The 4,137-nt window shown below is 46.6% G+C and carries 8 protein-coding genes; all 8 read left to right on the forward strand.

Annotation, left to right across the window (positions count from 1 at the left end):
• Positions 1–283 precede the first annotated feature (283 nt).
• Positions 284–556: a hypothetical protein gene (locus tag JCM11216_RS13950; RefSeq protein ID WP_054854588.1), complete on the forward strand. Its 273-nt coding sequence runs from the start codon at positions 284–286 to the stop codon at positions 554–556.
• A gap of 230 nt (positions 557–786) precedes the next feature.
• A complete protein-coding gene (locus tag JCM11216_RS13955; protein WP_243676455.1) occupies positions 787–1,479 on the forward strand; it encodes a hypothetical protein in 693 nt (230 codons plus the stop codon).
• Between the two features lie 11 nt (positions 1,480–1,490).
• Positions 1,491–1,712, forward strand: coding sequence for a hypothetical protein (locus JCM11216_RS20250; RefSeq protein ID WP_243676456.1), 222 nt, complete (start codon positions 1,491–1,493; stop codon positions 1,710–1,712).
• Positions 1,713–1,946: 234 nt separating this feature from the next.
• Positions 1,947–2,213, forward strand: coding sequence for a hypothetical protein (locus tag JCM11216_RS13960; RefSeq protein ID WP_054854590.1), 267 nt, complete (start codon positions 1,947–1,949; stop codon positions 2,211–2,213).
• The gene (locus tag JCM11216_RS13965) at positions 2,200–2,649 is read left to right on the forward strand and encodes a hypothetical protein (RefSeq protein WP_243676457.1); all 450 of its coding nucleotides are present in this window, start codon (positions 2,200–2,202) and stop codon (positions 2,647–2,649) included. The genes JCM11216_RS13960 and JCM11216_RS13965 overlap by 14 nt, the downstream gene beginning before the upstream one ends.
• A gap of 87 nt (positions 2,650–2,736) precedes the next feature.
• Entirely contained in the window at positions 2,737–3,654 is a 918-nt protein-coding gene (locus JCM11216_RS13970; protein WP_243676458.1) for a hypothetical protein, read from the forward strand.
• Between the two features lie 7 nt (positions 3,655–3,661).
• Positions 3,662–3,973, forward strand: coding sequence for a hypothetical protein (locus JCM11216_RS20255; RefSeq protein WP_243676459.1), 312 nt, complete (start codon positions 3,662–3,664; stop codon positions 3,971–3,973).
• Complete coding sequence (locus JCM11216_RS20260; RefSeq protein ID WP_243676460.1) at positions 3,960–4,133, forward strand: hypothetical protein; 174 nt, start codon at positions 3,960–3,962, stop codon at positions 4,131–4,133. Before JCM11216_RS20255 ends, JCM11216_RS20260 begins: the two co-directional genes overlap by 14 nt.
• Positions 4,134–4,137: the final 4 nt, after the last annotated feature.

Consider the following 4,137-nt stretch of genomic DNA (forward strand, 5'->3'; position numbering starts at 1 on the left):
AATCCAGAGGTTAAGCCAAGAACAAACACGACCACGCTTAGGAAGTGCGCAGAGGCTCAAGGCATTAGGCTCGAGGTCATTAGGGAGGGTGGCTTCAAGAGGCCCAAGTACGACCAACTCCTCGAGGGTGTTTGGGAATGCATTGGGAGGCCTTGATCTTCCACATAGAGCCTAGGAGCCTAATACTCGGTGGCTACGCAATCATTGGCTACGCAACTGCGAGATAGGCGATTGCGACGTCTCGATTAAGGGTCTCGAGTACGTTAGGACAAGCATTGATGCCTTGATTAAAGCCGTTAACCAGGGCTTTAAGCTGCATACTGCGTACCCATCCATGTACATGGACTCAGTGATGTACTTCCTAGGTAGGCTAGGCATCCCAAGGCTCAGCCTTAGGGTTGTGGATGCAGACCCAAGGGCAATGCCCTTCAAGGCAGTCACTGATGCCGATGTGGTTAGGAACATTGCCTACCTACACGTGGTTAAGGAGATAGCCTCAGGGGTAAACTGCACATGGGCACGAGGAGGACCGCATACACAGTACACAGGCTACTAATGGAGTCAGGCTACAACGCAGACAAGGAAATGGCAAAGAGACACAGAGGACCAATGCCATGCAAAATCAAGCTAACCTAGGTATCACATGAGTTCTTAAGCAATAAGTTTAAAAATACCGTAGAAATAGCGTCATATATGGCTTCTCGCTTAATAAATTGGTTACGGAGGCATCCAAACATTATCACCGGTATTATGATTGCAATACTTATATTAACACTTGTAATGATAGTGTTTAGCTTTAGCGTAATCCTGCCATCACTGCATACCTACACTAATGGGCTCATTGCCCTTGCTAAAAGTGAAGTCTTATACCCGGAAGTAGCTAAGGCACTAGCTAAGGTATGCCCTAACATAACCATGCTAATAACGCCCACGCAGATTAATTTCACGGCATTATTAAAATGCATTGAAAAGGCAATATCTAATAACACGCAAATTAGAACCGATTTTATACAATTAATTAATTATCAATATGACATATCAAACTTCGAATCAATGCCGTCAAACCTAGCGTTTCAATACTCGTTTTTTACCATAGTAATTATTGTCCTATACGTAATTAATGCATACTTATTTAGGCTTGGCTTAGACATGCCAGGCTCTGGATATCGCCAGGCGATAATTGGAGTCATGGACTTAGTAATTGTTCTTCTTATCTTTCTACCAATTTATTTCTTTATTTCAACAGGGTCTATATCATCACTCCTCGGAACGATATTGCAGTATTATAATGCTACCAGCAGTATAAATTATATCCCTACTTATGTTGAGGATACCACATTCATCTTAGACATATTTATGATGGTTGTGGCGATCGTCATTGAATGGAGCGCCATTAGAGATATTAGGCTTGTTGGCGATAGGAGCGTGCTAATGCTAGATAGATTAGAATTCATCATTGCCAGGGGGGGCTTGGGTTAGCAACCATAATCATGGTTGTAATATCCTTCACCTTAATCTCGGGACTGACGTACATGGCATACTCACAGTACGTTTTTCCAAGATACTTAACATTTACACAGAACTTCATGTCAACAATACTTACGTTAACGATAATAACACTATTTCTAAACGTACTCATACACTTCAGAAGATTAGTAATTGGAAACACCCAGGGAGGTAAAAGAAAGCGAAAAACAACACGTTTCTCCTAATCATAATTTTATTTAATAAAAGGAACCACCACAAGAAACTCAACTGTAAACTGCCCCCCCTTATTAATTCAAGTTAATTATTTCTAGTGGAGGTGATGAGCCCCTGAGGTATATCGCCTGGGGGGGTTTGCCCGGGCGAATTCCTCGGGGGGGTGATCCAGGTGGCTGGGCCTCCCGCATTGGCGCGGCCCTGGGCGTAATGGCTGTGGGGGGGCCAAGTACCTAAGTAGGGCTTTGCCGTTACTGCGTAGGTTCATTGTCGAGGAACTGCCTAGGCTCAAGTTGAATGTTAGGGACAGTAATGACCTTTACAAGTTCACTACGGCTACCCTCAGGAGGTACTTGGCTAGGCACTTGGGTGAGGACAAGGCTTACGGAGCCTTGATTGCCTTGGTCACCAGCTACCTAGTGGCCGAGTTAGTTAGGAACGGCTACGAAATCGTCTATAGGCGCAAGGGCACGTACATAGTCAGGAGGGTGGGTGGTGATGGCAAGCAGTGATGACGTGCTCGCCCAAATCAAGGATTACGTCGATAGGAGACTCGAGGAGTTTAGGGATGAACTCCTCGACTACCTAGACTCCGTGAGGTCCAGAGATATTGAGAGGGTTAAGAAAGAGGTAATTAAGATCCTCGTTAGGGAGATCGAGGATTTGAGAAGGCAGCTGCTTAACGAGGCTAGGTCAGGCAGTATTGATGATGTGGTTAGGAGGATTGATGAGCTTGACAAAGAAATCAACGAGCTTAGGCGGTTAATCAGTAGTCAATCCAATCAACAAAGCATTGTTGACATTGTTAGGCGTGAGGTCGAGGGTGTTGAGAATAGGCTTAGGTGGTTCATAATCGATAAGATAAACGAGGCTGAGCTCAAGAGAAGGAGAAGCAGTGCCCGGAGGGCTGTGCTAACGCTCCTAGGCATTGTGTCGGCATTGCGGTGATTGCTGCATTGGCCTTTGAATTAGCCCCCCCATGGTTGATACCCCTAATCATAATCGTCGTTGCGGTGCTCCTGAGGAGGTGATTGTATGGCTGAGCTGAGGAGTGATCAATTGGAGGTTGCTAATAGGTTGTTGGCTTTACTCAGTGAGCGTGACGTCGCTGGATTACAGGCACCCACTGGTTGGGGTAAGAGCTTTGTTGTCTCGTTCGTAATTAAGAGCCTTGGCGGCAGGTGGGTTTGGGCATCAAGCCTAATCAATGCCTTAACCCAAGCAGGCAGTGCGTTGAGGGTGTTTGGTGTTAGGTATTTCCTATCGACTGGTAGGGAGAGGCTTTGCCTGAAAAACTATAGGCACAGCGACTTCATTATTCGTAAGCCATGCGGATTCTGCCAATTCAATAAGCTTGTCCCCCCCCAGTCGTTAATTAAGTCCTTAATCAAAGCCTCGGACTACACCGAGGTTAGGGAGTTGGGTGAGACCAATCAATTGTGCCCATACAGTGTTCAGGAATCCCTAATCAAGGAATTGGTTAACGAGTTCAAGGACTTGGTTGTTTTGATGAATTACTCGAGGCTCGGTAAGTTCGTCAAGAGGTTCAATGGCGTTGTGGTTGATGAGGCTCACAACGCGGTGATTCCGAGGGTTGTCTCAATACCGAGGAGGAGTATTGAGGTCTTGTTTGATAGGCTCGGCATGGAGGGCGTTGATGCCAAAAACGCCGAATTAGTCAAAGGCGTCTTGAGTGAGCTACTCCTAACAATAGCCATTGACAGCGAGGTCAATGAGTTAGTTAGTCTCGATGACTTGGTGGCGTTCATTGAGTCTTCAATCGTTTACTTCGATGATTCCACGGACTCATTGGTTGGCGTCAAGTTCGAGGGATTGGAATTGCCAAGCGACAAGAGGGTGTTGCTGATGTCAGCGACACTGCCGCCATCAATACTGAGCTCAATACCCACCGTCAAGGTCGAGCACAATCAAGTCATTAAGGCCAGTTGGTGACTTGGTCATGACGGCTGAGAACATTGATAGGCTTAGGGGGGGCGAGGTCACCAAGAGACTTGGTGAGTTGCTCAGTGATGGTTTGCCAACGGTCATATTCACGACATCGAGTAAGGAGGTTTTCCTCGAAAACGCGGTCTACGAGGATGAGATTAGGAGGGATGATGTTTGTAGGAGGAACCTGGTGCTTAGGTTCTTCGGTAAGTACGCCGAGGGCGTTAGGTTGAATTGCTACAGGCGAGTAGTGCTCCTAACACTCCCGCTTTTGCCAAGCAATGTGATGAGGCGTTTGGAGACTAGGGGGCTTGAAGGCAATTGACTTGGTCGTTATGAAGAGCGTCCAAGCAATAGGCAGGCTACTGCCAAGCGAGGACAACATCGAGGTCATCTTGTTCGATAAACGCTTCAAGCGTTACTGCAGTGATTTGATGAACTACGGAATCCAATGCATTAACGCCAAGAAGCCAAACCCGGGCTGACTCG

Origin of the sequence: Vulcanisaeta distributa JCM 11216 (assembly GCF_001315985.1) — an archaeon.
Classification (GTDB): Archaea; Thermoproteota; Thermoprotei; order Thermoproteales; family Thermocladiaceae; genus Vulcanisaeta; species Vulcanisaeta distributa_E.